Source organism: Micromonospora sp. NPDC049274, assembly GCF_040678875.1.
Classification (GTDB): domain Bacteria; phylum Actinomycetota; class Actinomycetes; order Mycobacteriales; family Micromonosporaceae; genus Micromonospora.
In genome coordinates this window covers 25,357-47,800 of record NZ_JBFAQS010000014.1, presented here as the reverse complement: position 1 = coordinate 47,800, position 22,444 = coordinate 25,357, and the positions used below count along the sequence as shown (strand labels likewise).

Sequence of the window (22,444 nt, the reverse complement as noted above, 5' to 3'; positions counted from 1 at the left end):
GGCACTCCGTAGACTGGTACGGCACCGCTCGCCCGCCCGATGAAGGAGCCGTCCCGCGTGACCGTCCAGCCCATCCGTCTGTTTGGGGATCCGGTGCTGCGCACGCCGGCCGATCCGGTGGTCGACTTCGACGCCGAGCTGCGTCGGCTCGTCGCCGACCTCACCGACACGATGCGTGAGCAGAACGGCGCCGGCCTGGCCGCGCCGCAGCTCGGTGTGAGCCTGCGGGTGTTCGCCTTCGACGTCGACGACGTGCTCGGGCACCTGGTCAACCCGGTGCTGGAGTTCCCCGACGAGGAGGAGCAGGACGGCCCCGAGGGCTGCCTGTCCATCCCCGGGCTCTATTTCGACACCAAGCGGCGGCAGAACGTCATCGCCAAGGGCTTCAGCTCGTTCGGCGACCCGATGCAGATCGTCGGCACCGGGCTGATGGCCCGCTGCGTGCAGCACGAGACCGACCACCTCGACGGTGTGCTCTTCCTCGACCGGCTCGACGCCGCCGGTCGCAAGGAGGCCATGAAGGCCATCCGCCAGGCCGACTGGTACGACGCGGCGGCCCCGCCCACGGTCAAGCTCAGCCCGCACATCAGCGACCCGTTCGGCCTGGGTCGGTGACCCGGATGCGTGTGATCTTCGCCGGTACGCCGGCGGTGGCCGTGCCCGCCCTGGCCGCCGTCGCGGCCTCCCGGCACGAGCTGGTCGCCGTGGTCACCCGACCCGACGCGCCCGCCGGGCGGGGGCGTGGCCTGTCCCGCTCCCCGGTCGGCGCGTGGGCCGACGAGCACGGCGTGGAGGTGCTCACGCCGGCCCGCCCCCGCGACCCGGAGTTCCTCGACCGGCTGCGCGAGCTCTCCCCGGACTGCGTGCCGGTGGTCGCCTACGGCGCGCTGGTGCCGCCGGCGGCGCTGGAGATCCCCCGGTACGGCTGGATCAACCTGCACTTCTCGCTGCTGCCCGCCTGGCGGGGCGCCGCGCCCGTGCAGCACGCGGTGCTGCACGGCGACGAGCTGACCGGGGCCAGCGTCTTCCACCTGGAGCAGGGCCTGGACACCGGGCCGGTGTTCGGCACCCTGACCGACGAGATCCGCCCCGGCGACACCTCCGGCGACCTGCTGGAGCGGCTCGCCGACTCCGGCGCCGGTCTGCTGGTGGCGGTGCTCGACGCGATCGCCGACGGCACCGCGCGGGCCGAGCCGCAGCCCGCCGACGGGGTGTCGCTGGCGCCGAAGCTGACAGTGGAGGACGCCCGGGTGCGCTGGGGTGACCCGGCCTTCGCCGTGGACCGGCGGATCCGCGCCTGCACCCCGGCCCCCGGCGCGTGGACGACCTTCCGGGACGAGCGGGTGAAGCTCGGCGCGGTCGCACCGGTGCCCGACGGCCCGGACCTGAAACCGGGGGAGCTGCTGGTGGAGAAGACGCGGGTGCTGGCGGGCACGGCCACCGTGCCGGTGCGTCTCGGCGAGGTCCGCGCCGCGGGCAAGCGCGCCATGGCGGCCACCGACTGGGCGCGCGGCGTCCGTGTCAGCGCCGGCGAGGCCCTCGCGTGACGGCCCCGGAGGGCACGCGTCCGTTCCGCGGCGGTTCGTCCGCCGGCCGTGGCGGCGACCGTCGGCCGGCCCGGCCGCCACTGGACCGGCCACGCCGCGCGGCGTACGAGGCGGTGGCCGCCGTGCACCGCGACGACGCCTTCGCCAACCTGGTGCTGCCCATCATCCTGCGCGAGGAGGGGCTGTACGGCCGCGACGCCGCCTTCGCCACCGAGCTGACCTACGGCACCCTGCGCCACCTCGGCACGCTGGATGCGATCCTCAGCGACGCGGCCGGGCGGGATGTGGCCCGCATCGACCCACCGGCGCGCGACGCGCTGCGGATCGGGGCCTACCAGCTGCTGCACACCCGGGTGCCCCCGCACGCGGCCGTGTCGTCGACCGTGGACCTGGTCCGCTCGGTCGCGCCGGGCGCCGCCGGGTTCGCCAACGCGGTGCTGCGCGAGGTGTCCACCCGCGACATCGACGGTTGGGTGGCCAAGCTCGCCCCGCCGATCGAGACCGACCCGGTCGGGCACCTGGCGCTGGCGTACAGCCACCCGCAGTGGATCGTTCGGGCCTTCTCCGAGGCGCTCGACGGCGACCTGGGCGAGACCGCCCGGCTCCTGATCGAGGACAATGAGCGGCCCCCGGTGCACCTGTGCGCCCGTCCCGGCCTCATCGATCCGATCGAGCTGGCCGACCAGGTCGGCGGCGCGCCCGGCGCCTTCTCGCCGTACGCCGTCTATCTGCCCGGCGGCGCGCCCGGTGACGTGCCGGCGGTGGTCGACGGTCGTGCCCACGTCCAGGACGAGGGCTCCCAACTCGTGGCCGCCGCGCTCGCCGACGCGCCGCTTGACGGCCCGGACGGGCGCTGGCTGGACCTGTGCGCCGGTCCGGGCGGCAAGGCCGGTCTGCTCGGCGCGCTGGCCGCGCAGCGCGGGGCCCGACTGACCGCCGTGGAAGTGGCCGAGCACCGGGCCCGGCTGGTGTCCCAGGCGACCCGGGGCCTGCCGGTGGCCGTGCTGGCCATGGATGGTCGTGAGGTCGGCGCGGACCCGAAGCTGCCGGAGGGCCACTTCGACCGGGTGCTGGTGGACGCCCCGTGCACCGGTCTGGGCTCGCTGCGTCGCCGGCCCGAGTCGCGCTGGCGTCGCCAGCCCTCCGACCTGCCGCCGTTGACCCGGCTACAGCGGGAGCTGCTGGGCGCGGCGCTGCGGGCGGTCCGGCCGGGCGGGCTGGTCGCCTACGTCACCTGCTCGCCGCACACGGTGGAGACGCACGTGACGGTCACCGAGGCGGCCCGCCGCAGCGGCGTGTCGGTGGACTTCGTCGACGCCCGACCGCTGCTGCCGGCCGGCATGCCCGGCCTGGGCGACGGCCCCACCGTGCAGCTCTGGCCGCACCGCCACGGCACCGACGCGATGTTCCTCGCCGTCCTGCGCAAGGGCTGACAGCAGTCCTCCGCAGGGGGTTGACGCGACACCGCACCCGGCCGAGGCGGCCGGGTGCGGTCGTGTCGGCCGGGATCAGGTGACGGGGAGGCCCTTGGTGCCGGCGTTGCGCATCGAACGGGTCAGGTTCCGGTCGCTGATCCACAGGAAGCACTGCACGCCACGGTTGCCGTTGCGCCACTCCTGCTCGTACGGCTGGTAGTAGATCGTCCCGGCGCGGAAGTCGAGCTGGGAGTTGTCCGGCACCTTGGCGTACCTGGCGGTCACCGACTGGCACGCCCGGTGGGTGCGCTTGGTGGTGCGGTTGAATTCCGCGTAGCTGATGTCCGGTGCCTGCCAGATCCCGACGAACTCGGCGTGGTGCTTGGCGGTGCAGGACACCGCCACCATCTCCTCGATCTTCTCCTTGTTCAGCTTCGGGTTGAAGCAGCGGTACGCCAGCGGCGCCGTGCCGGTCAGCGCGCCCCGCAGGCTGCCGGTGCGCAGGTCGACGGCGGTGTCGTCGATGCTGGTGATCTCGGTGACGTCGCAGCGGAACCAGCGGGCCCCGCCGGCCCAGGCGGCGGGCGAGGGCAGCACGACGGCCAGCCCGAGGCGCCCGGAGCGCCAGTCGGCGCCGACCGCCTTGTTGACCTCCGTCTGGCAGCCAGCCTGCGCGGCCCGCATGCCCTCCGAGCCGGGCGGCGGGGGTGTGCCGCGCTCCGCGCCGGGGCCGGTGAGCGTGCCGACGTGGAGGGTCTCCACCCGGTGCGACTCACCGCACTCCATGGGGTTGTAGCCGCTCAGGAAGCCGACCTGCTGGTAGGCGTGGTGGCAGACGCCTGCGGTGGGGACGAACTGCTGCGCCGCCACGGGCGCCGGCCAGTCGTCGATCAGGTCACTGTCGACTCCGGCGGGCGCGCCGCAGCCGGTGAGCGCCAGGGCCACCGCCGCGCCCCCGGCAATCGCCGTCAACCACCGTCGCATCTCCGACCTCCCGCCGCCGGTGACCTCCGGTCGACCCCCAGCCGGCCGGTACCGTCACGGCGCAGCAGCATACGGCACCGTGACTCAGATCGCGGGCAGTCCCTCGGGGCCGGCGCCGCGCATCGAACGGGTGAGTTTGCGGTCGTCGCTCCACAGGAAACAGCGCACCCCACGGTCACCCTCCTCCCACTCCCGCTGTGACGGTGGGTAGTAGATGGACCCGGCCCGGTACGGCATGTCGCTGTTGTTCGGCACGGCCGCGTACGCGGCGATCAACGTCATGCAGCGCCGGTGCGCCTGCTCGCCCGTACGGGTGAACTCGCCCCAGCTCATGTCCCGCTCCTCGTAGACCCCGACGAACTCGGCGCGGTGCGGCTCGGTGCACAGCACCGGGGCCATGTAGTTGAGGTTGTCGCCGATCAGCTTGGGGTCGAAACAGCCGTGGGTCAGCGGGGTGTCGCCGATCAACGCGCCGCGCAGGCTGCCGACGCGGTTCACCGGCCGGGTGTTGTCGATGCTGCCGGTCTCGCTGAGGTCGCAGCGGAACCAGCGGGCGCCGCCGGTCCAGGCCGAGCCGGAGGGCAGCGACAGCGTCAGAGTGAGCCGGGCCGTGTGCCAGTCGCCGCCGAGCACCTCCCGGGCCCGCTGGTCGCATTCGGAGCGGGCCGCGCGCAGCGCGGTCGAGCCGGGCCCGGGGCGGGCGCCGGCCCGCGCTGCCGCGCCGGTGAACGTGCCGACGTGGATCGCCTCGGCGAGGTGACTGCGGGCGCAGTCCACCGTCTCGTACGTGCTGGCCTGCACGATCGAGGTGATCCGGGGCAGGCAGGTGTCGGTGGCGGGTGTGAACGGCTTCGGAACCCGCAGCTGCGGCCAGTCGTCGGTGAGATCACCGTCCGCGCCTCGCGCCGGCCCACAGCCGGCCAGCAGCATCGTCGTGATGCCGACCAGCGCCAGCGCTGGAAGCCACCGTCGCATCGTCCGCCCTCCCGGGAGCTGGCGACCGGTCACCGCGCCCCGCGGCGCGACCCCGGCGGGCGTGCAGCCTACGGCACCGTCCCGCTTGGAGTGTCGTCGCGTTTGGGTCGATCGGCCAGCCACTGATGTCTGTTCGTCCGGAATCGGGGGCCCGGACCGGCTTATTCTGCACTACTGGTCACTGCTGGGTTACAGCGTGTCGGAGTTGGTGCTGTGCTGCGCTCGGCGGGTGGCCACGTTCGTACACTGGCCCCGTGACCGTACCGCCGCCGATCGTCGCGCCGAGCATCCTGGCCGCCGATTTCGCCCGCCTCGCCGAAGAGGTCCGTGCCGTCGAGGACGCCGCGGACTGGTTGCACGTGGACGTGATGGACAACCATTTCGTGCCCAACCTGACCATCGGTCTGCCCGTGGTGCAGAGCCTGCGCGCCGCCACCGCGATGCCGTTCGACGTGCACCTGATGATCACAGACCCGCGTCGGTGGGCCCCCGGGTACGCCGACGCCGGGGCGTACAACGTCACGTTCCACGCCGAGGCGGCCGACGACCCGGTGGCGCTCGCGAAGGACCTGCGCTCGGCCGGCGCGAAGGCCGGGCTGGCGATCGACCGGGACACGCCGATCGAGCCGTACCTGGAGCTGCTGCCCAGCTTCGACACCTTGCTGATCATGACGATCAAGGCGGGCTTCGGCGGGCAGCGGTTCATTCCGCAGATGCTGGACAAGGTCCGCGCCGCCCGCCGAAACGTCGACGCCGGCCACCTGGAGCTGCGCATCGAGGTGGACGGCGGAATCGCCGCCGACACGATCGAGCAGGCGGCCGCCGCCGGGGCCGACGCGTTCGTGGCCGGGACCGCCGTCTACGGCGCCGCCGACCCGGCGGAGGCGGTCCGGCGCCTACGGGCGCTGGCGGAGCGCGCGGCGCCCGGGGCCTGAGGTGGAGCCCGAGGGCGACCGCAAGGACATCATCCTCGTCGTCGACGACGACGAGGACATCGCCCGCTTCGTCGAGTTCAACCTGCGGCTGCACGGCTTCGAGGTGATTCACGCAAGTGACGGCCAGGAGGCCCTGGAGGTCATCGAGCGGCAGCGGCCGGACCTGGCCGTGGTCGACCTCATGATGCCCCGCGTCGACGGTCTGGAGCTGACCCGACGGCTGCGCGCCGACCCGATGACCTCCGCCCTGCCGGTGATCATGTTGACGGCGAAGGGGATGACCGTGGACAAGGTCCACGGCCTCAGCGCCGGCGCCGACGACTACCTGGTCAAGCCGTTCGACACCGCCGAGCTGGTGGCCCGGGTCTCCTCGACGCTGCGGCGCAACAAGGAGTTCCGGGAGGTCTCCCCGCTGACCGGGCTGCCCGGCAACAGTCGGATCCGTCGGGAGATCAGCGACCGGGTCCGGCAGGGGGTGGACTACGCGGTCGGCTACATCGACATCGACCGGTTCAAGAGCGTCAACGACCGGTACGGCTTCGTGCGGGGCGACGACTTCATCTCCGCGCTGGCCCGCAGCCTGCACCGGGCGGTGGTGGCGGTGGGTCTGCCGCCGGCCTTCCTCGGTCACGTCGGCGGCGACGACTTCGTCATCGTCTGCGCGCCGGACCAGGTCCGCCCGCTGACCTCCCGGGCGGTGGTCGACTTCGAGAAGGCCGCCGACACGCTCTACGACCCGACCGACCGCGAGCGCGGGTTCGTCGAGTTGAAGGACCGGCGCGGCACCATCCGCCGGGCCGCCCTGGTCACGCTGTCCATCGGTGTCTCCCTCTCCGACGCCGGCAAGCGGTTCACCGACCCTCTCGAGGCGATCGCGGTGGCCTCGGAGATGAAGACGGTCGCCAAGAGTCAACCGGGCTCGTACGTGGCGGTGGACCGGCGGCGCGGCGTCACCTGACGCGTGATCCCGCTGTGAAGTAGCTCGCCTCGGAGGTGTCGGAGCCTCAGAAGCGTGTAAGACTGCGAGGTACCCACCACGCGCTGGCGGGACTCGGTGAAATTCCGAACCGGCGGTGATCCACGGTCCAACCGTGGTCAGCCCGCGACCCGGACGGCTTCGGCCGGCCGGTGGACCTGGTGAAAATCCGGGGCCGACGGTTGGAGGCGGTTCGTCCGCCCCCAGACAGTCCGGATGGGAGACAGCGCGCGGGACGGACGGGTTCGAGCCGGCCGCTGGCGTCAGCGTGCCGTGCCGCCCATCCGGGTCGGCTGCGCCGTACCCGGAATCCGCCGCCGCCTGCCCGCGGCCCATGCCGCCTCCCTGACCGCCCGCGCGCGGACCGGCGAGTGAGAGGGCAGGACAGGGCGATGGCCAGCGTCTCCGTCGATGAGGCGATGCGGCGTGCGATCGAGCTGGCGGCGCGCGGGCTGGGCACCACCAGCCCCAACCCGGTGGTCGGGTGCGTGCTGCTCGACGCCGACGGCGAGGTCGTGGGGGAGGGTTTCCACGCGTACGCCGGCGGGCCGCACGCCGAGATCGTCGCGCTGGCCCAGGCCGGGCCGCGCGCCGAGGGCGGCACCGCAGTCGTCACTCTCGAACCCTGCGACCACACGGGTCGCACCGGCCCCTGCAGCACCGCGCTCGTCCAGGCCGGGGTGTCCCGCGTCGTCATCGCCGTCCCCGATCCGAACCCGGTGGCCTCCGGCGGCGCCGCCACGTTGCGCTCCGCCGGGGTCCAGGTGGATCTGGGGGTACGCGGCGACGAGGCCGAGGCCGGCAACGTCGCGTGGCTGACCTCGATGCGCCGGGGCTGGCCGTACGTCATCTGGAAGTACGCCGCCACTGTCGACGGCCGGTCCGCCGCCGCGGACGGCACCAGCATGTGGATCACCTCGGAGGCGGCCCGGATCGACGTGCACGCGCTGCGCGGCACCGTCGACGCGGTCGTCGCCGGGGTGGGCACCGTACTCGCCGACGATCCCCGGTTGACCGCCCGTAACCTGCGCGACGGCAGCCTGGCCATCCGGCAGCCGCTGCGGGTGGTGGTGGACAGCTCGGGGCGTACCCCGACTGACGCCCGGGTCCGCGACGGCGCCGCGCGGACCTGGATCGCGACCGCCGCGGAGGTGGGCGCGGACCCGGACGGCCGGGTGGACCTGCCGGCGCTGCTCGCGGCGCTGCACCAGCGCGGGGTCCGCGCGGTGCTGCTGGAGGGCGGCCCCCGGCTGGCCGGCGCGTTCCTGGCCGCCGGCCTGGTCGACAAGATCGTCGGGTACGTCGCGCCTCGGCTGCTCGGCGCCGGCCCCACGGCCCTGGTCGACGCGGGAGTGACGACCATCGCCGAGGCCATCGATCTGGAGTTCGTCGACGTTACGCAGGTCGGTCCGGATCTCCGGATCACCGCTTTGCCCCGCAAAAGGGAGGGCTGACATGTTCACCGGCATTGTTGAGGAGTTGGGGGAGATCGTCCGGGTCACGGCCACGGCGGGCGATTCGGCGCTTGTCGCCGTACGCGGCCCGTTGGTCACCTCGGACGCCCGCCACGGCGACTCCATCGCCGTCAACGGCGTCTGCCTGACCGTGGTGGACGCGGCCGACGGAGTCTTCACCGCCGACGTCATGGGCGAGACCCTGCGCCGCTCCGCGCTGGGCGCGCTGAGCCCCGGCGACCCGGTCAACCTGGAGCGGGCCGCCGCGCTGGGCAGCCGCCTCGGCGGTCACCTCGTGCAGGGCCACGTCGACGGCGTCGGCGAACTGATCTCCCGCGAACCGGCCGAGCAGTGGGAGACGGTGCGGTTCCGGCTGCCCGCCACCCTGGCCCGGTACGTGGTGGAGAAGGGCTCGATCACCATCGACGGCGTGTCGCTGACCGTGGCGGAGGTGGGCGCGGACGAGTTCGCCGTCGGGCTGATCCCGACCACCCTGAAGCTGACCACGCTCGGCGCGAAGGGCGTCGGCGACCCGGTCAACCTGGAGGTCGACGTGCTGGCCAAGTACGTCGAGCGGCTGCTCGGCGCCCGGCTCGCCGACGAGGCGTCCGGGGCGTCCCCGGCGTCCCCGAGCACGGGCGAGGTGGCCTGATGGGCCCCCTCGGCTGGCTGCTCGACGCACAGGTGCAGGTGTTCGGCTCGCCGGTGCTGGCCCGGGAGATCGTCGGCAACGTGTTCGGGCTGGTCTCGGCGCTGCTCGGGCTGCGCCGGCTGGTCTGGGCGTGGCCCGTCGGCATGATCGGCAACGTGCTGCTGTTCACCGTCTTCCTCGGCGGGGTGTTCGCCACCCCGCAGGCTCACGACCTGTACGGACAGGCCGGCCGGCAGGTGTTCTTCTTCGCGGTCAGCGTCTACGGCTGGTGGCGGTGGCGACGCAACAGCCGCGCCGACGCGGGCCACGCCGCGGTGCTGCCGCGCTGGGCCACCGGCCGGGAGCGGCTGACGCTGCTGCTGGCCGCAGTGGTCGGCACCGCCGCCGCGTACCCGGTGCTCAAGGCACTGGGCTCCTGGGGCCCGCTGCCGGACGCCTGGATCCTCACCGGCAGTCTGCTGGCCACCTATGGCATGGCCCGCGGCTGGGTCGAGTTCTGGCTGGTGTGGATCGCGGTGGACGCGGTCGGCGTGCCGCTGCTGCTGCGCGGCGGGTTCTACCCGTCGGCGGCCATGTACCTGGTCTACGGCGCCTTCTGCGCCTGGGGCTTCGCCGCCTGGTGGCGCACCTCGCGTGCCACCCGCCCGGCCGCCGCACTCCCGCCCACCTACACGGAGGCTGTCGCGTGACCAGTTTCGGGGATATCGACGAGGCGATCGCCGAGATCGCGGCCGGGCGGCCGGTCGTCGTGGTCGACGACGCCGACCGGGAGAACGAGGGCGACCTGATCTTCGCGGCCGAGCTGGCCACGCCGGAGCTGCTCGCGTTCATGGTGCGCTACACGTCCGGGTACGTCTGCGTGCCGCTGACCGAGAGCGAGGCCGACCGGCTCGACCTGCCGCCGATGCACCACACCAACCAGGACCGGCGGGGCACCGCGTACACGGTGACCGTGGACGCCCGGGAGGGGATCAGCACCGGCATCTCCGCGGCCGACCGCGCGCACACCATCCGTCTGCTCGCGGCAGCCGCCACCGACCCGACCGACCTGGCCCGGCCCGGGCATGTGGTGCCGCTGCGCGCCCGCGAGGGCGGAGTCCTGCGCCGACCCGGGCACACCGAGGCGGCGATCGACCTGACCCGGCTCGCCGGGCTGCGCCCAGCGGGCGTGCTCTGCGAGCTGATCAACGACGACGGCACCATGATGCGGCTGCCGGAACTGGAGAAGTTCGCCGCCGAGCACGGCCTCACGCTGATCACCATCGCCGATCTGATCGCCCACCGGCGGCGTACGGAGAAGCAGGTCGAGTTGGTCGCCGACGCCCGGATGCCGACGCGGCACGGGGTGTTCCGGGCGCTCGGCTACCGCGCCGAGCACGACCCGGCCGAGCACGTCGCCATGGTGCTCGGTGACCTCGGTGACGGTCAGGACGTCCTGGTCCGGGTCCACTCCGAGTGCCTGACCGGTGACGTGTTCGGCTCGCTGCGCTGCGACTGCGGGCCACAGCTGGACGCCGCGCTGGCCCGGGTCGCCCGCGAGGGCCGGGGGGTGGTGCTCTACGTCCGCGGGCACGAGGGACGCGGCATCGGCCTGCTGCACAAGCTTCAGGCGTACCAGTTGCAGGACCAGGGTCGCGACACTGTGGACGCCAACCTCGACCTGGGTCTGCCGGCCGACGCCCGCGACTACGGCACCGGCGCGCAGATCCTCTACGACCTCGGAGTGCGCTCGATGCGGCTGCTGACAAACAACCCGGCCAAGCGGGCCGGGTTGGAGGGCTACGGGCTCACCATCACCGGCCGCGAGAGCCTGCCGGCCGGCGCGCACCCGGAGAATCTGCGCTACCTGCGCACCAAGCGGGACCGGATGGGTCACCTGCTGGGCGAGTTGGACGAGGTGTCCGAGGCGCCGCTGGGGCGTCCGGTCGCCGACGACGAGATCGGAGCATGACAATGGCGGGTTTCGGCGAGCCGGGAGTCGAGGCGGTCGACGCCGCGGGGCTGACCGTCGGGGTGGTGGCCGCGCGCTGGCACGGCGACCTGACAGACCACATGCTGGAGCGCGCGGTCGCCGCCGCCGAGGCGTGCGGTGCGCGGTCCGTGGTGGCGCGCGTCGCCGGCTCCGTCGAGCTGCCGGTCGTCGCCCAGGCCCTCGCGCGCCGCTGCGACGTGGTGGTCGCGCTCGGCGTGGTCGTGCGGGGCGCCACCGCCCACTTCGACTACGTGTGCCGGTCGGTCACCGACGGGCTGACCCGGGTGGCGCTGGACGAGGGCAAGCCGGTGGCGCACGGGGTGCTCACCGTGGAGACCATCGAGCAGGCCCGGGACCGGGCCGGGCTGCCCGGCTCGGCGGAGGACAAGGGCTGGGCGGCGACAGTGGCGGCGCTCGACGCGGCGCTTGCCGTCCGGACCGTGGCCGCCGGCAACGCGCAGCGGGTCGGCTTCGGCGGCTGACGCCGCCGCCGGCCGCTCCGCTGAGGTGCCGGCCGGCTTGGGCGTCCGCCGGCTTGGGTGTCGGCCGGCCTCAGAGTCTGCCGGCCTCGATGATCCGACGCAGGAACTGACGGGTTCTCGCCTGCGTCGGCTCGCCGAGCACCTGCTCCGGTGGGCCGCTCTCGACGACGCGCCCCGCGTCGAGGAAGCACACCTCGTCGGCGACCTCCCGGGCGAAACCCATCTCGTGGGTGGCCAGCACCATGGTCATCCCGTCGGCCTTCAGGTCCCGGATCATCGTCAGCACCTCGCCGACGAGCTCCGGGTCCAGGGCCGAGGTGACCTCGTCGAGCAGCATCAGCCGGGGCGAGTTCGCCAGCGCCCGGACGATCGCCACCCGCTGCTGCTGCCCGCCGGAGAGCCCGTCCGGGAAGGCGTGCGCCTTCGCCCCCAGCCCCACCCGGTCGAGCAGGTCGCGGGCCTGCGCCTCGGCCTCGGCGCGGGCCCGCCGGTGCACCCGCCGGGGCGCGAGGGTGATGTTGTCCAACACGCTCAGGTGCGGAAACAGGTTGTACGCCTGGAAGACCATGCCGATCCGCCGGCGCACCCGGTCGGCGTCGACCCGGGGGTCGGAGATGTCCTCCCCGTCCAGCTCGATGGTGCCGTCGTCCACCTCCTCCAGCAGGTTCACGCAGCGCAGCAGCGTGGATTTGCCCGACCCGGACGCCCCGATCAGGGCCACCACCCGGTGCTCGTCGACAGTCAGGTCGAGCCGGTCCAGCACGACCTGGCCGGCGAACTCCTTGCGCAGATCCCGGCAGCGCAGCAGAGCCATGTGGTCAGCCTCCCGACTGGCGCCGGGCCGAGCGCAGCGTCACCCAGTCGGTGACGGCGATCAGCGGAATCGCGAGCAGCACGAACAGCGCCCCGGCCACGACGTACGGGGTGTAGTTGAACGACTGGGCGGTGGCGATCTGGGCGGCGCGGACCGCGTCGATCGGCCCGGCGAGCGAGACCAGCCCGACGTCCTTCTGCAGGGCCACCACGTCGTTGAGCAGCGGCGGCGCCACCCGGCGGACGGCCTGCGGCAACACCACGTGCCGCATCGTCTGCCGGTAGGTCAGGCCCAGCGAGCGGGCCGCGGCGAGCTGGCTTGAGTGCACCGACTCGATGCCGGCCCGGAACACCTCGGCCAGATAGCCACCGTAGGTGAGCACCAGCGCGAGCCCGCCGAGCACCAGCACCGACGGCATGCCCTGCAGGCGCAGCCCCGGCACGCCGAGGGTGAGCAGGTAGAGCACGATGATCAGTGGCAGGCCCCGGAAGGTGTACGTGTAGCCGGCGGCCAGCGCCCGCACCGGAAAGAAGACCGGGCCGCGCAGTGTCCGCAGCACGGCGATCGCCAGCCCGAGCAGCAGCGCCCCGGCCGCGCAGCAGACCAGCAGCCGGACGTTGAGCCAGAGCCCGTCCAGCACCGCCGGCAGCGCGTCGGCGCCGATCCGTGGGTCCAGGAACGACTGCCGGACCCGGTCCCAGCCCGGCGCGCCGGTCACGGCGACGACCAGCAGCGTGCCGAGCGCCGCCGTGGAGAAGGCCGCGATCAGCACGCTGTGGACGCTCTGCCGACGCCGGTACGCCGACCGACGTAGCTGCGCCGCGGAGGGGGTGTGCTCCTGCGGCGTCACCGCAGCTCGGCCGCCCCCGCCACCTGCGTGAGCCACTTCCGCTCCAACTCGGTCAACGTGCCGGCCTCGCTGAGCTGACCGACCGCGCCGCTCACGCAGCGGGTCAGCGGTGAGTTCTTGTCCAGCAGCAGCCCGAACGCCTCGGGCACGCCCACCTGCGGGACCTGACCGACGATCACCGCGTCGGTGATCTCCGCGCCGGTGATGTAGAAGGCGGTCGGCAGGTCCACCACGAGCCCGTCGATCTGCCCGTTCTGCAGGGCCTTCTTGGCGTCGTCGTTGCTGTTGTAGACCTGTGGCTTCGCCGTGGGCTTGAGGACGTCCGTGATCGCCTGGTAGCTGGTCGTGCCGACCTGGGCGCCGAGCTTCGCGCCGCGCAGGTCCGCCAGAGACGTCTTGCCGGCGATCTTCGAGGACTTCAGCGCGATGACGGTCTGGCGCACCAGGTAGTACGGGGCGGAGAAGTCCACCGCCTGCTTGCGCTCCTCGGTGACGGAGAACTGGTTGATGTCGAAGTCGAAGTTCTTCGGACCGGGCGCGATCGCGGTGTCGAACTTGACCCGGGTCCAGGTGACGTCGCTCCGGGCGTAGCCCAGCTTCTCGGCCACCGCGTACGCGACGGCGGCCTCGAAGCCCTCGCCGCTGTCCGGCTTGTCCTTGCGGAACCACGGCTCGTAGGCCGGCTGGTCGGTGGCGATGGTGAGCTTGCCCGGCGTACGGGTGGGCAGGCTGTCCTTGGCGCAGGGCGGCGGGGCGGTGACGGTGGGGGTCGGTGACTCCTTCTGGGGCGCGCAACCGGTGGCGGCGACGACGACACCGGCGAGGGTGAGCGCGAGGAGACGTGAGCGGCTGGCCATGGCGGACAGCGTAAAGCTCCATGGGCATCGATCGAAGATTTTCCCACCATGTTGGTAGGGAATTGTCCGCCTGCTGGGTCGGGGTGGACCCGGACTCGGGGCGTCGGCCCGGCGGCTGGAAGAATCGTTCCCCGTGAAGACGTTCGAGGAGTTGTTCGCCGAGCTGCAGGCCAAGGCCGCTGCCGGCACCCCGGGCTCGGGCACCGTCGCCGCGCTGGAGAAGGGCGTGCACTTCATCGGCAAGAAGGTCGTCGAGGAGGCGGCCGAGTCGTGGATGGCAGCCGAGCACGAGGGGCCGCAGCGCACCGCCGAGGAGATCTCCCAGCTGCTCTACCAGGTCCAGGTGCTGATGCTCGCCAGTGGTCTCGAACTGAAGGACGTCTACCGACATCTGTGAGTGCGCCCCGTCGTTGATCAGACCCGATCGAAGGAGCACTCAGTCATGTTGCGTGTCGCCATCCCCAACAAGGGCACCCTGGCCGAGCCGGCCGCCCAGATGCTGCGCGAGGCGGGCTACCGCCAGCGCACCGACCCCAAGGATCTCGTCTGCCGCGACGAGGCCAACGACGTCGAATTCTTCTACCTGCGTCCCAAGGACATCGCCACCTACGTCGGGTCCGGTGATCTCGACCTCGGCATCACCGGTCGGGACCTGCTGATCGACTCGGCCGCACCCGCCGAGGAGGTCGTCGACCTCGCCTTCGGTCGGGCGACCTTCCGCTTCGCCGCCCGCCCCGACGACATCGCCTCCGTGCAGGAGTTGGGCGGGCACCGGATCGCCACGGCGTATCCGGGGCTGGTCGAGCGGCACCTCGACGAGGCGGGCGTCAAGGCCGAGGTGATCCGCCTCGACGGTGCCGTGGAGAACGCCGTACGCCTCGGCGTCGCCGACGTGATCGCGGACGTGGTGGAGACGGGAGCGACCCTGCGTCAGGCGGGCCTGGTGGTGTTCGGCGAGCCACTGCTGCGCTCGTCGGCGGTGCTGGTCCGCCGCGCCGCCGCGCCGCCGCACGCGCAGGCCGAGCAGTTGCTGCGCCGCCTGCACGGCGTGCTGGTGGCCCGTCGCTACGTGATGCTCGCCTACGACGTGCCGGCCGGTCTGCTGGACCGGGCCAGCGGGCTGACCCCCGGCATCGAGTCGCCCACCGTGTCGCCGCTGCACCGCGAGGGCTGGGTGGCCGTGCAGGCCATGGTGCTCCGCGACGACGTGCACCGGATCATGGACGAGCTGTACGACCTGGGCGCCCGCGCCATCCTGGTCACCAACATCCACGCCTGCCGCCTCTGATCCCTGAATCAACTCGGGTTCGCTGAAACGGGGGTGTCCGCGCGCCAGGGGCACCCCCGTTTCGCCGAGCTCGGGTGGATCATCCGCGCGGTGCCGGCATCGGCGGCGGGTGGTGGCTCGGCGGGTGGTGCGGCTGCCGGCCGGGTGCGGATGGCAGACTGGTGGGGTGAGTGAAACCGAGCTGGTCCGCCTCAAGCCCCGCCGGATCCGGGTGGTGTGCTGGTCGGCGGCGGTCGTGCTGGTGGTGGTGTTCGCCCTGGTCGCCACCTCGCTGAGCGGGTCGACCGGCGACGGATACGGCAGCTTCCAGCGCGGCGACCAGATCGCCATGATCGGCCTGGGCATCTTCGGGGCGCTGGGTTTCCTGCTGTTCACCCGCCCGCGCGTGGAGGCGGACGCGCGCGGCGTCCGCGTCCGCAACGTCATCAGCTCGTACGAGCTGCCCTGGGAGGTCGTCCGGGGTGTCCGCTTCGACCGGGGCGCGCCGTGGGCCAGCCTGGAGCTGCACGACGACGACCTGCTGCCGATGGTCGCCCTGCAGGCCGCCGACAAGGAGTTGGCCGTCGACGGGGTCCGCGCCCTGCGCCGGCTGCACGAAGCCCACCTGGCCCGCCTCGCCGAACGCGCCGTCGACCGCTGACCCGCCGCGCCACCGGCGCCCCTGACCCGCGCCACCGCGCCTGACCGCCGCGCCACCGACCAAGATCGGCACAACTTCCCCGAAGTTGCTGCCTCCGGCGGTGCTGGGGCAGCAACTTCGGGGAAACTGCGCGGATCTTGAGGCGCCGCCGCGCAGTCGCCGCCTCGGCGGGCCGTGCCGCACCTCGGCGGGCCGTGCCGCACCTCGGCGGTGGCCGGCGGGCTGCTGACCTGGGGTGGTGTCCGGTTTGGGGGCGGCGGGGGCAGGGGTGTACTGTTGTGCCGTCGACCAGGCTGTCTCCGCATGCGAGCAGACAGCCTCGAAAGCGGAGCGCCTGCTCCCACCCGAGTCGCCGCCACGGTGGCCGGGTCCGGTCACCGGTTCCGGGCACGCCCCGGTTCCGGACGTGTGATCCTGTGATCACGCCGACCGGTCGAGCGGGCCCTGGCATGCGCCGGGGCCTTCTGCTTTCCGGGTCGGTTCCCACCCGGGAGCCGCAGGGGTCGGTACCTGAGCAGAAACGACTCGAGGAGGCCCCATCAGCGTCGAACCACGCGTGAACGAGCAGATCCGGGCACGTGAGGTCCGACTGGTCGGCCCCGAGGGTGAGCAGGTGGGCATCGTCCCGCTGGAGCGCGCCCTTCAGCTGGCCGCGGACGTCGATCTGGACCTGGTCGAGGTTGCGCCGATGGCGCGCCCGCCGGTGTGCAAGCTCATGGACTTCGGCAAGTTCAAGTACGAGAGCGCACTCAAGGCGCGCGAAGCGCGGCGTAATCAGCAGCAGACCGTCATCAAGGAAATGAAGCTCCGTCCGAAGATCGACCCGCACGACTACGAGACCAAGAAGGGTCACGTGGTGCGGTTCCTCAAGGCGGGCGACAAGGTCAAGGTGACGATCATGTTCCGCGGTCGCGAGCAGAGCCGCCCGGAGCTGGGTTACCGGCTCCTGCGCCGGCTCGAATCCGAGATCACGGACCTGGGATACGTCGAGGCCGCTCCGAAGCAGGACGGTCGAAACATGATCATGGTTCTCGCTCCGCATCGGGCCGTCAAGGCCTCCGCGGTCGCCGCTACGGCGTCCCGCGGTGCACCTCGGGACCGGGGGGCGGACGAGTCCGCGCCGGTCACCGATGAGACCGCGGCGGCCGGCGAGACCGCAGCAGCCGTTGACGGTGGCACCGCCGCCGACACCAGCGGCGAGTAACAGGGGAGAGACGTTCCACATGCCGAAGATGAAGAGCCACACGGGTATGGGTAAGCGGGTCAAGGTGACCGGCAAGGGCAAGATCGTTGCCCAGCAGGCCGGCCTCCGCCACAACCTGGAGAAGAAGCCCTCCACCCAGACCCGCCGGCTGACCGGCACGGTCGTGCTGGCCAAGGCCGACGTCAAGCGCATCAAGAAGCTGCTCGGCCGCTGACGCGCGCCACCTTTACGTAAGAAGGAGTTGAGATGGCACGCGTCAAGCGGGCTGTAAACGCCCAGAAGAAGCGTCGTACCCTGCTGGAGACCGCGAGTGGTTACCGTGGTCAGCGCTCCCGCCTGTACCGCAAGGCCAAGGAGCAGGTGCTGCACTCGATGCAGTACGCCTACCGGGACCGTCGTGACCGCAAGGGCGACTTCCGGCAGCTGTGGATCCAGCGGATCAACGCGGGCGCCCGGGCCAACGGGATGACCTACAACCGTCTGATCCAGGGCCTGCGTCTGGCCGGCATCGAGGTGGACCGTAAGATCCTGGCCGACATGGCTGTCAACGACGCCGCCTCTTTCGCGGCGATCGTCGAGCTGGCCCGGGCCGCGGTCGCGGCCGAGGGCACCGGCGGCGCGGCGGCACAGGCCGCCTGATCCCCCCGCACCAGAGCGAGGCGTCTCCCGTGTCGGCACCGCCGTCCGGGGGGCGCCTCGATCGTGCCGGAGGAACACCCACCATGGCCTTCACCCCGCGTACCCCCAGGATTGTCGCCGCCCGCCGGTTGCAGCGCCGCCGTGACCGCGACGCGGCCGGCCGGTTCCTGGCCGAGGGGCCGCAGGCGGTCCGCGAGGCCCTCGCGCGGCCGGGGGTGGTCACCGAGCTGTTCGGTACGCCCGCCGCCCTCGACCGGCACCCGGAGCTGCCCGCCGCGGCGGCCCGCGCCGACGTGCCGGTCTCCGAGGTGACCGACGACGCCCTCGCCGCGTTGGCCGAGACCGTCGCCCCGCAGGGGCTGGTCGCCGTCTGCCGGCATCTGGACGTGTCGCTGGAGCAGGCCCTCGCGGGCGGGCCCCGGCTGGTGGCGGTGCTCACCGAGATCCGCGACCCGGGCAACGCCGGCACGGTGCTACGCACCGCCGACGCGGCCGGGGCGGGCGCGGTGATCTTCGCGGGGGACGCCGTCGACCCGTACAACGGCAAGTGTGTCCGGGCCTCGGCCGGCAGTCTCTTCCACGTCGACGTGGTGCGCGCCGCCGACCCGGTCGCCGTGGTCGACGCGCTGCGGGCCGCCGGGCTGTCGATCTTCGCCACGACGGGGTACGGCGACGACGACCTGGACGACCTGACCGACTACGGCCGGCTCGTCGCGCCCACCGCGTGGCTGTTCGGCTCCGAGGCGCACGGCCTTCCCGAGGAGTTGACCGCCGCCGCCGACGCCCGGGTGCGGGTGCCCCTGTACGGGCGCGCGGAGAGCCTCAACCTGGCTGCCGCCGCGGCCGTGTGCCTGTACGCTTCAGCGAGAGCACAGCGCTGAGGGTGATCGTGCCCGGCGCGACTGACAGCAGGGGAGAGCATCCGCCCATGAACGCGACACGGCGTTCGTTTAGCCAGCCCGCCGGTGTCGGCGGGCGGCGGGCCTGACCTGCTCCCTGCACAACTCCTACCGGCGGGCTGCGGCACAGCCGCGCGTCCGTAGACTCGCTTAGCCGCCCCGGTGAGGGCTGGCGCCGCCGTGAGGGAGTGCCCGTACGCCATGAGCTACCGAAACGATCCGTACGACCCGAAGCAGGTCGCCCTGCTCGACCCCGCCGCCCTGGACGAGGCTGTCGCGGACGCCACGAAGGCGTTCACGGCCGCCGCCGACCCGGACGCGTTGACCGCGCTACGCCCCGCGCACCTCGGTGACCGCTCCCCGGTCTCCCTCGCGCGCCGGGAGATCGGCGCGTTGCCGCCGGCCGCCAAGTCCGACGCCGGTAAGCGGGTCAACGAGGCCCGGCGGGCGATCGAGACCGCGTACGCCGACCGCGCCGAGGTGCTGGAGCGCGAGCAGGCCGAGCGGGTGCTGGTCGAGGAGCGGGTGGACGTCACCCTGCCCTACGACAGGCGTCCACGTGGCGCCCGGCACCCGCTGAGCACCCTGATGGAGTCGATCAGCGACCTCTTCGTCGGGATGGGCTACGAGGTGGCCGAGGGACCCGAGGTCGACCTGGAGTGGGTCAACTTCGACGCGTTGAACATCCCCGCCGACCATCCGGCGCGCGGGTTGATGGACACCTTCCACATCGCACCGGAGGGCTCCGGCCTGGTGCTGCGTACGCACACCTCGACGGTGCAGACCCGCACGATGCTCAGCCGCAAGCCGCCGATCTACGTGATCGTGCCGGGCCGCGTCTACCGCACCGACGAGATCGACGCCACCCACAGCCCGGTGTTCCACCAGGCCGAGGGTCTGGTGGTCGACAAGGGCATCACGATGGCGCACCTGCGGGGCACGCTGGACCACTTCGCCCGGGCGATGTTCGGCCCGGAGGCGAAGACCCGGTGGCGGCCGCACTACTTCCCGTTCACCGAGCCGTCGGCCGAGTTCGACGTGTGGTTCCCGGAGCACCGTGACGGCCCACAGTGGGTCGAGTGGGGTGGCTGCGGCATGGTCAACCCCCGGGTGCTGCGCGCCTGCGGCGTCGACCCGGAGGTCTACTCCGGATTCGCCTTCGGCATGGGCATCGACCGGACCCTGATGGTCCGGCACGGGGTCAGCGACATCCGCCATCTCTTCGAGGGCGACGTGCGGTTCAGCCGCGCGCTCTCCACCGGGGCGTAGGCGATGCGGGTACGAGACACGGGAACGGTGGTCTGACGTCATGCGAGTTTCTGTCAGTTGGCTGCGGGAGTACGTCGACCTCCCCGCCGACCTGCCTACCGGTGACCTGGAGCAGGCCCTGGTCGACCTCGGCATCGAGGTCGAATCCATTGTGGACCTGCGCGAAAGTGTCACCGGTCAGCTCGTCGTCGGTGAGGTGCGCGAGATCGAGGAGCTCACCGGCTTCAAGAAGCCGATCCGGTTCTGCCGGGTCGACGTGGGTGCCGCCAACGGCACCGGCGAGCCGCAGGAGATCGTCTGCGGGGCGCGCAACTTCGCCGTCGGCGACCGGGTGGTGGTGATCCTGCCCGGCGGTGTGCTCCCCGGTGGCTTCGCGATCGGCGCCCGCAAGACGTACGGGCACAACTCGGCGGGCATGATCTGCTCGGCGAAGGAGCTGGGCCTGAGCGACGATCACTCCGGCATCATCGTGCTGGGGTCGGACGTGACGGCGAAGCCCGGCGACGACGCGCGCCCGGTGGTCGGCCTCGACGACGTCGTGCTCGATCTGGAGATCACCCCGGACCGGGGGTACGCGCTGAGCCTGCGCGGCCTGGCCCGGGAGCTGTCGCACGCGTTCGACGTGCCGCTGCGCGACGCGGGGATGGCGGCCGCCCCGGGCGGCACGGCGACTCCGCCGTACCCGGTGGAGGTCCGCGACACGGTCGGCTGCGACAGGTTCACCGCGCGCCTGGTCCGCGGCGTCGACCCGACCGCGCCCACGCCGTCGTGGATGGCCCAGCGGCTGGTGACCGCCGGCATCCGCAGCATCTCGCTGCCTGTCGACATCACCAACTACGTGATGCTGGAGCTGGGCCAGCCGATGCACGCCTTCGACGCCGACCGGATCGCCGGGCCGCTCGTGGTCCGCCGCGCCGAGGCGGGGGAGAAGCTGACCACCCTGGACGGCGTCAACCGGGTGCTCACCGCCGACGACATGGTCATCTGCGATGACACTGGCCCGATCTCGCTCGCCGCGGTGATGGGCGGCGAGACCAGTGAGGTCGTCGCCGACACCACCACAGTGCTCTTCGAGGCGGCCCACTGGGACCCGGCGATGGTCGGGCGTACGGCACGCCGGCACAAGCTGTTCAGCGAGGCCGCGAAGCGCTGGGAGCGGGGCGTGGACCCGGCCGTGGCACTTGTCGCGCTGGAGCGTGCCGTGCGGCTGCTCACCGAGCACGGCGGCGGCACCCCGAGCGCGGAGATCCTGGACATCGACCACGTCCGGCCGCGTACCCCGATCAGTCTTCCGGCGGACCTGCCGACCCGGCGGGTCGGCGTCGAGTACCCGCCGGCGCGGGTCGTCGCCCTGCTGGAGCGGGTCGGCTGCACCGTCGCGCAGGGCGCGGACCGGCTGTCCGAGGACCCGGGCGCGGTCGGCGTGGCCAGCGGCGCGGGGGTGGTGCTGAGCGTCACCCCGCCGACCTGGCGGCCCGACCTGACCGACCCGGCCGACCTGGTCGAGGAGGTCGTCCGCCTCGACGGGTACGACAAGGTGCCGTCGGTGCTGCCGACCGCGCCGCCCGGTCGCGGTCTGACCCCGCGGCAGCGTCGGCGTCGGGCCGTCGCCGGATCGCTTGCCGAGCGGGGGTACGTGGAGGTGCTCGCGCACCCCTTCGTGTCGCCGGAGCTGGCCGACCAGCTCGGCCTGCCGGCCGACGATCCGCGCCGCCCCGCGGTGCGGCTGGCCAATCCGCTGTCCGAGGAGGAGCCGCTGCTGCGCACCACGCTGCTCGGCCCGCTGCTCGGCATCCTCAAGCGCAACCTGGGCCGTGGTCACCGCGACCTCGCCCTCTACGAGATCGGAGCGGTCTTCCACCCGCGTCTCGGCGCCGGCAGCCCGCCTGCCATGGGCGTGGACCGCCGCCCGACCGACGCGGAGTTCGCCGCCGCCGACGCCGTGGTGCCGGCGCAGCCGGTGCACGTCGCGGCGGTGCTCGCCGGCGACCTGGATCCCGCCGGCTGGTGGGGCGCGGGTCGACCGGCCGGCTGGGCGGACGCCATCGAGTCGGCCCGTGACGTGCTGGCAGCCGCCGGGATCCCCGACGAGCGGGTCGAGGTGCGTGCCGCCGAGTACGCGCCCTGGCACCCGGGCCGCTGCGCCGAACTGCGGGTCGACGGCGCGGTCGTCGGACACGCCGGTGAGCTGCACCCGGTGGTGGTCGCGTCTCTGGAGCTGCCCCGGCGCACCAGCGCGATGGAGCTGGACCTCGACGCGCTGCCGTCGACTCCGGTGACGCCCGCGCCGGCGGTGTCCGGCTTCCCGCCGGCGCTTATCGACGTGGCGTTGGTGCTGGACGACTCGGTGCCGGCAGAGCAGGTGCGCCGGGCGCTGGAGGCGGGCGCCGGCGAGCTGCTGGAGGATGTGCGGCTGTTCGACGTGTACGCGGGCGCGCAGCTCGGTGCCGGTCGCCGGTCGCTGGCGTACAAGCTGACCTTCCGGGCCCCGGATCGGACGCTGACCGTCGAGGAGGCGGTCGCGGCGCGGGACGCGGCGGTCGCCGTCGCGGCGGAGCGCCTCGGCGCGACCCTGCGCGGCGCCTGAGGGAG

The 22,444-nt window shown here is 72.8% G+C and carries 24 protein-coding genes and 1 riboswitch; of the genes, 19 read left to right on the top strand and 5 right to left on the bottom strand.

The annotated features are described in order from the left end of the window. Positions 1-57: 57 nt before the first annotated feature. From def to AB0K10_RS23985, 3 genes are read left to right on the top strand one after another with little or no spacing between them, the layout of a single operon-like run. Positions 58-615 (top strand): peptide deformylase, encoded by a 558-nt coding sequence (def, locus tag AB0K10_RS23995; protein WP_269679862.1) that lies wholly within the window; start codon positions 58-60, stop codon positions 613-615. A gap of 5 nt (positions 616-620) precedes the next feature. Beyond that, positions 621-1,547, top strand: a complete 927-nt coding sequence (gene fmt, locus AB0K10_RS23990; RefSeq protein WP_363686883.1) for a methionyl-tRNA formyltransferase — start codon at positions 621-623, stop codon at positions 1,545-1,547. After that, on the top strand, positions 1,544-2,980 hold the full coding sequence (locus AB0K10_RS23985; RefSeq protein ID WP_363686881.1) for a transcription antitermination factor NusB: 1,437 nt from the start codon (positions 1,544-1,546) through the stop codon (positions 2,978-2,980). Before fmt ends, AB0K10_RS23985 begins: the two co-directional genes overlap by 4 nt. Before the next feature lie 75 nt (positions 2,981-3,055). Here the strand turns inward: AB0K10_RS23985 and AB0K10_RS23980 are convergent, their stop codons facing one another. Together AB0K10_RS23980 and AB0K10_RS23975 are read right to left on the bottom strand one after the other, a co-directional pair. Continuing rightward, complete coding sequence (locus AB0K10_RS23980; protein ID WP_363686879.1) at positions 3,056-3,946, bottom strand: septum formation family protein; 891 nt, start codon at positions 3,944-3,946, stop codon at positions 3,056-3,058. An 84-nt stretch (positions 3,947-4,030) separates the two neighbouring features. Then, the gene (locus AB0K10_RS23975; RefSeq protein WP_363686877.1) at positions 4,031-4,921 is read right to left on the bottom strand and encodes a septum formation family protein; all 891 of its coding nucleotides are present in this window, start codon (positions 4,919-4,921) and stop codon (positions 4,031-4,033) included. 254 nt (positions 4,922-5,175) lie between these two features. Between AB0K10_RS23975 and rpe the strand changes: the two genes are divergently transcribed. From rpe to ribH, 7 genes are all read left to right on the top strand, one after another. After that, positions 5,176-5,856, top strand: coding sequence for a ribulose-phosphate 3-epimerase (gene rpe, locus AB0K10_RS23970; protein WP_363686875.1), 681 nt, complete (start codon positions 5,176-5,178; stop codon positions 5,854-5,856). 1 nt (position 5,857) lies between these two features. Then, the gene (locus AB0K10_RS23965) at positions 5,858-6,814 is read left to right on the top strand and encodes a response regulator (RefSeq protein WP_363686873.1); all 957 of its coding nucleotides are present in this window, start codon (positions 5,858-5,860) and stop codon (positions 6,812-6,814) included. A 78-nt stretch (positions 6,815-6,892) separates the two neighbouring features. Then, positions 6,893-7,064, top strand: a riboswitch (FMN riboswitch). 160 nt (positions 7,065-7,224) lie between these two features. Beyond that, complete coding sequence (gene ribD, locus AB0K10_RS23960; protein ID WP_363686871.1) at positions 7,225-8,286, top strand: bifunctional diaminohydroxyphosphoribosylaminopyrimidine deaminase/5-amino-6-(5-phosphoribosylamino)uracil reductase RibD; 1,062 nt, start codon at positions 7,225-7,227, stop codon at positions 8,284-8,286. A 1-nt stretch (position 8,287) separates the two neighbouring features. Then, positions 8,288-8,938: a riboflavin synthase gene (locus AB0K10_RS23955; protein ID WP_363686869.1), complete on the top strand. Its 651-nt coding sequence runs from the start codon at positions 8,288-8,290 to the stop codon at positions 8,936-8,938. Next, on the top strand, positions 8,938-9,627 hold the full coding sequence (gene pnuC / locus AB0K10_RS23950) for a nicotinamide riboside transporter PnuC (RefSeq protein ID WP_363686867.1): 690 nt from the start codon (positions 8,938-8,940) through the stop codon (positions 9,625-9,627). Before AB0K10_RS23955 ends, pnuC begins: the two co-directional genes overlap by 1 nt. Continuing rightward, entirely contained in the window at positions 9,624-10,889 is a 1,266-nt protein-coding gene (locus AB0K10_RS23945) for a bifunctional 3,4-dihydroxy-2-butanone-4-phosphate synthase/GTP cyclohydrolase II (protein WP_363686865.1), read from the top strand. Before pnuC ends, AB0K10_RS23945 begins: the two co-directional genes overlap by 4 nt. A gap of 2 nt (positions 10,890-10,891) precedes the next feature. After that, positions 10,892-11,392 (top strand): 6,7-dimethyl-8-ribityllumazine synthase, encoded by a 501-nt coding sequence (ribH, locus tag AB0K10_RS23940; protein WP_234589790.1) that lies wholly within the window; start codon positions 10,892-10,894, stop codon positions 11,390-11,392. Positions 11,393-11,462: 70 nt separating this feature from the next. On the opposite strand, the gene AB0K10_RS23935 is transcribed toward ribH, so the two are convergent. From AB0K10_RS23935 to AB0K10_RS23925, 3 genes are read right to left on the bottom strand one after another with little or no spacing between them, the layout of a single operon-like run. Then, complete coding sequence (locus AB0K10_RS23935) at positions 11,463-12,206, bottom strand: amino acid ABC transporter ATP-binding protein (protein ID WP_363686863.1); 744 nt, start codon at positions 12,204-12,206, stop codon at positions 11,463-11,465. A gap of 4 nt (positions 12,207-12,210) precedes the next feature. Then, the gene (locus AB0K10_RS23930) at positions 12,211-13,056 is read right to left on the bottom strand and encodes an ABC transporter permease subunit (RefSeq protein ID WP_363686861.1); all 846 of its coding nucleotides are present in this window, start codon (positions 13,054-13,056) and stop codon (positions 12,211-12,213) included. After that, positions 13,053-13,913: a transporter substrate-binding domain-containing protein gene (locus AB0K10_RS23925; protein ID WP_363686860.1), complete on the bottom strand. Its 861-nt coding sequence runs from the start codon at positions 13,911-13,913 to the stop codon at positions 13,053-13,055. The genes AB0K10_RS23930 and AB0K10_RS23925 overlap by 4 nt, the downstream gene beginning before the upstream one ends. A gap of 133 nt (positions 13,914-14,046) precedes the next feature. Between AB0K10_RS23925 and AB0K10_RS23920 the strand changes: the two genes are divergently transcribed. From AB0K10_RS23920 to pheT, 9 genes are all read left to right on the top strand, one after another. Then, entirely contained in the window at positions 14,047-14,310 is a 264-nt protein-coding gene (locus AB0K10_RS23920) for a phosphoribosyl-ATP diphosphatase (RefSeq protein WP_007458408.1), read from the top strand. Between the two features lie 45 nt (positions 14,311-14,355). Then, the gene (gene hisG / locus AB0K10_RS23915; protein ID WP_344351548.1) at positions 14,356-15,201 is read left to right on the top strand and encodes an ATP phosphoribosyltransferase; all 846 of its coding nucleotides are present in this window, start codon (positions 14,356-14,358) and stop codon (positions 15,199-15,201) included. A gap of 166 nt (positions 15,202-15,367) precedes the next feature. Then, positions 15,368-15,841 carry a PH domain-containing protein gene (locus AB0K10_RS23910; protein ID WP_363686857.1) on the top strand — a complete coding sequence of 158 codons (474 nt, stop codon included), beginning with the start codon at positions 15,368-15,370 and terminating at the stop codon, positions 15,839-15,841. A 556-nt stretch (positions 15,842-16,397) separates the two neighbouring features. Then, positions 16,398-17,045 (top strand): translation initiation factor IF-3, encoded by a 648-nt coding sequence (gene infC, locus AB0K10_RS23905; RefSeq protein WP_363686855.1) that lies wholly within the window; start codon positions 16,398-16,400, stop codon positions 17,043-17,045. A gap of 19 nt (positions 17,046-17,064) precedes the next feature. Beyond that, on the top strand, positions 17,065-17,259 hold the full coding sequence (gene rpmI / locus AB0K10_RS23900; RefSeq protein WP_007458415.1) for a 50S ribosomal protein L35: 195 nt from the start codon (positions 17,065-17,067) through the stop codon (positions 17,257-17,259). 32 nt (positions 17,260-17,291) lie between these two features. Next, positions 17,292-17,684: a 50S ribosomal protein L20 gene (gene rplT, locus AB0K10_RS23895; RefSeq protein WP_091087503.1), complete on the top strand. Its 393-nt coding sequence runs from the start codon at positions 17,292-17,294 to the stop codon at positions 17,682-17,684. Between the two features lie 29 nt (positions 17,685-17,713). Then, positions 17,714-18,565, top strand: a complete 852-nt coding sequence (locus tag AB0K10_RS23890) for an RNA methyltransferase (protein WP_363686853.1) — start codon at positions 17,714-17,716, stop codon at positions 18,563-18,565. Between the two features lie 219 nt (positions 18,566-18,784). Beyond that, positions 18,785-19,852 carry a phenylalanine--tRNA ligase subunit alpha gene (gene pheS, locus AB0K10_RS23885; protein WP_363686851.1) on the top strand — a complete coding sequence of 356 codons (1,068 nt, stop codon included), beginning with the start codon at positions 18,785-18,787 and terminating at the stop codon, positions 19,850-19,852. Positions 19,853-19,892: 40 nt separating this feature from the next. Further along, positions 19,893-22,439 carry a phenylalanine--tRNA ligase subunit beta gene (gene pheT, locus AB0K10_RS23880; RefSeq protein ID WP_363686849.1) on the top strand — a complete coding sequence of 849 codons (2,547 nt, stop codon included), beginning with the start codon at positions 19,893-19,895 and terminating at the stop codon, positions 22,437-22,439. The last annotated feature ends 5 nt before the right edge of the window (positions 22,440-22,444 follow it).

Bases quoted from the DNA above. Each gene is read 5' to 3' on its own strand.
- rpmI (WP_007458415.1), top strand. From the start codon at position 17,065: ATGCCGAAGATGAAGAGCCACACGGGTATGGGTAAGCGGGTCAAGGTG.
- AB0K10_RS23980 (WP_363686879.1), bottom strand. From the start codon at position 3,946: ATGCGACGGTGGTTGACGGCGATTGCCGGGGGCGCGGCGGTGGCCCTG.
- pheT (WP_363686849.1), top strand. From the start codon at position 19,893: ATGCGAGTTTCTGTCAGTTGGCTGCGGGAGTACGTCGACCTCCCCGCC.
- rplT (WP_091087503.1), top strand. From the start codon at position 17,292: ATGGCACGCGTCAAGCGGGCTGTAAACGCCCAGAAGAAGCGTCGTACC.
- AB0K10_RS23975 (WP_363686877.1), bottom strand. From the start codon at position 4,921: ATGCGACGGTGGCTTCCAGCGCTGGCGCTGGTCGGCATCACGACGATG.
- ribH (WP_234589790.1), top strand. From the start codon at position 10,892: ATGGCGGGTTTCGGCGAGCCGGGAGTCGAGGCGGTCGACGCCGCGGGG.
- AB0K10_RS23935 (WP_363686863.1), bottom strand. From the start codon at position 12,206: ATGGCTCTGCTGCGCTGCCGGGATCTGCGCAAGGAGTTCGCCGGCCAG.
- pheS (WP_363686851.1), top strand. From the start codon at position 18,785: ATGAGCTACCGAAACGATCCGTACGACCCGAAGCAGGTCGCCCTGCTC.
- ribD (WP_363686871.1), top strand. From the start codon at position 7,225: ATGGCCAGCGTCTCCGTCGATGAGGCGATGCGGCGTGCGATCGAGCTG.
- pnuC (WP_363686867.1), top strand. From the start codon at position 8,938: ATGGGCCCCCTCGGCTGGCTGCTCGACGCACAGGTGCAGGTGTTCGGC.
- AB0K10_RS23925 (WP_363686860.1), bottom strand. From the start codon at position 13,913: ATGGCCAGCCGCTCACGTCTCCTCGCGCTCACCCTCGCCGGTGTCGTC.
- fmt (WP_363686883.1), top strand. From the start codon at position 621: ATGCGTGTGATCTTCGCCGGTACGCCGGCGGTGGCCGTGCCCGCCCTG.
- hisG (WP_344351548.1), top strand. From the start codon at position 14,356: ATGTTGCGTGTCGCCATCCCCAACAAGGGCACCCTGGCCGAGCCGGCC.
- AB0K10_RS23955 (WP_363686869.1), top strand. From the start codon at position 8,288: ATGTTCACCGGCATTGTTGAGGAGTTGGGGGAGATCGTCCGGGTCACG.